Raw genomic sequence first — 2,267 nt, 5'->3', positions numbered from 1 at the left:
TCCTCCAATGAGAAAAGCCCTGCCTTGACGTAGGTGCTCAGCACCCGCGGAAAGGTGCCGTAGGCGGCGGGATTCTGGTGTCCGTCGTGGGTGACGAAGGTGTCGGTTTCGATCGTGCACAGCGGATGGCGGAGCACGGCTTGCAGCGCTTCCTCTTCACCGCGGTCGCCGCTGTAGGTGTGGTTGAGCACCCGGGCGTTGCGCTTGCTCTCTATGACCAGGCGGCAATAGAAGTCGAACGGATCCATAGCGGCGCGGTCGGCGGCGTCGGTGACCCGCAAGCCGTTGTACTGGTCGAAGCGGGGGGCGTTGGCCTTCATGATCTGCACGTCGGCCAGGCCGAAGCCGACGCTGGCGAATGCGGTAGTGGCGAAGTCGCGCAGGTTGGCGCGTTCCTCGGGGTTTTCCAGGACCTCCTCCAAGCGCGGCAGGATCCACGCCGGAAAGAGCACGCTGGCGGTGGTGTTGCCGGCAGTGTACGGGAACGCATCGAAGGCGACATCCAGACCATCACGATGCGCGTCTTCGATGAGGCGGATGGCGTCGCTGTAGCTGGGCCACGTGCTGCGCCCAACGAAGATGAGATGACTGATCTGGACGCGAGCGCCGGCGGCCTGGCCGACGCGCAGGATCTCCTTGATAGCGGAGAGGTTGTGGAACTCTTGTGTCGGGTCGGTGGTGTAGGCGCCGCTCACCCAGCTGTAGGCCTTGAGATGCGAGGTGAAGATCTTGCCGCCGCGTGCGGCCCAGCCGGCGAAATGCGCCAGCTCGGATTCCTCGGCAAAGATGCCGGGTGGGTATCCAAGCCCGCTGCTGACACCGACACAGCCGACGTCGAGCGCTTCCCGCGTCAGCGTCTCCATGCGTTGGAGTTCGTCGGCGCTCGGCACGGCGGGGTTCAGCGGCCCGGTTACAGCGGCGCGTACCGACCCATGCCCCACGAGTTGTGCGACGTTCAGGGCTACGCCACCGCGTTCAAGCGTGTTGAGAAATTCCCCCATCGACTGCCACCGAATGTCGATGGCCCCGTCGATGATGAGACGGCTGGCTTCGTGAGCGGCGTCACGGTTGACCGGCGTAATGGGTGCGGGGCTGAAGCCACAATTGCCGCCGACGAGCGTCGTCATGCCCTGACGAATGAACGGTTCGATCAGCGAGCCGTGGTCGGAGTCGGGGAGAAGCCAGTCGGTATGCGAGTGGATATCAATGAAGCCGGGCACGATGGTTTTCCCGGCGCAGTCGATCACCTGCGCCGCCGGCAATCCACTGAGATCGCCGACCGCCGTGATGACACCGCCGCTGATCGCGACGTCAGCGCGACCAACCGGCGCGCCTGTTCCATCGATGACCTGTCCACCCTCGAGCTTCAAATCCGCATCCATGAGTCGCTCCTATCGCAGCGTGGGACTCTATCAGGTGGCGTGCGCGAGACAAACCGTGGACTATGCTTCGGTCCGGATGTCTAGAGGGAAGGTACGCTCCACTGTGCGACGAGGAGGTGAGATAGCTGTTGTAGCTTGTCACCAGGCCGGTGCGGCGGCTAGCCGCCTACTGCTGTACGGAAGGGTCGTCGGCGGGAGGAACGGACGGCTGATCCTGCAGCGAAGGGTCTTGCTCAGGAGCCGATGGTGGCGTGTCTCCGTCTGGGCGCGTCGCGGCCTTAGGTTGCGGCGGTGCCTGTCTGGACGCGGTCGGCGGTGGCGCTGGCGCGGCTGGGCGCTGCGCCGGGGCTTGAATCCCTTGCGCGTCTCGCACGCGTTGCTCTTCTTCCAACAGCTTGAAGCGCCTCTCCAGGCTGTTGAAGGTAGCGGTCATCTGCTCGGCAAGCTTCTGGAACTGCTCGAACTGCCGGTCGGCTCGCTCGCGTGATTCGCTGGCTGCCTCCAACTTGCGGGTCAGCTCCTGTACCTGTGACGGAAGTGGGGCGGGCAGGTCGGCGCCACGGGGCGGCAATGTCAGCAGCACGACCACGATTCCGGCGGCCAGGCCCACAATCAGGCCGAGAATGAGTCCGGGGAGAAAGCGCAGGCGCAGCATCGGACGGGAAACCTACCAAGCGGAGAAGGCTTGCACAACGTGCGCGAGGCTGCAAACGCTTCAGGTGGCTGCTGCGAGCAAGCGCCGCATCGTGGCGGCGTTACGCATACCGTAATCCCCGTAGCACTTGTTGAAGATGACGTAGATGACCTTCGCATCGCGCAACGGCTGAACCTTGCGCAAGGCGTTGCGTTGACTCGGCAGGGCGTAGTATGTGGAATCGACTTCCA

General features: G+C 64.1%; 2 protein-coding genes. Both read right to left on the bottom strand.

Translation table 11 applies throughout. The features are described 5' to 3' along the window. Positions 1-1,382: amidohydrolase family protein (locus tag VF515_14015; GenBank protein ID HEX7408751.1), on the bottom strand; the 1,382-nt coding region annotated here is incomplete at its 3' end. Between the two features lie 166 nt (positions 1,383-1,548). Continuing rightward, the gene (locus VF515_14010; protein ID HEX7408750.1) at positions 1,549-2,037 is read right to left on the bottom strand and encodes a YtxH domain-containing protein; all 489 of its coding nucleotides are present in this window, start codon (positions 2,035-2,037) and stop codon (positions 1,549-1,551) included. Between the last annotated feature and the right edge of the window lie 230 nt (positions 2,038-2,267).

It is taken from the genome of Candidatus Binatia bacterium (assembly GCA_036382395.1).
GTDB lineage: Bacteria > Desulfobacterota > Binatia > HRBIN30 > HRBIN30 > JAGDMS01.
The sequence above is the reverse complement of the archived record's forward strand: the minus strand, read 5'-3'. Positions and strand labels throughout refer to the sequence as shown.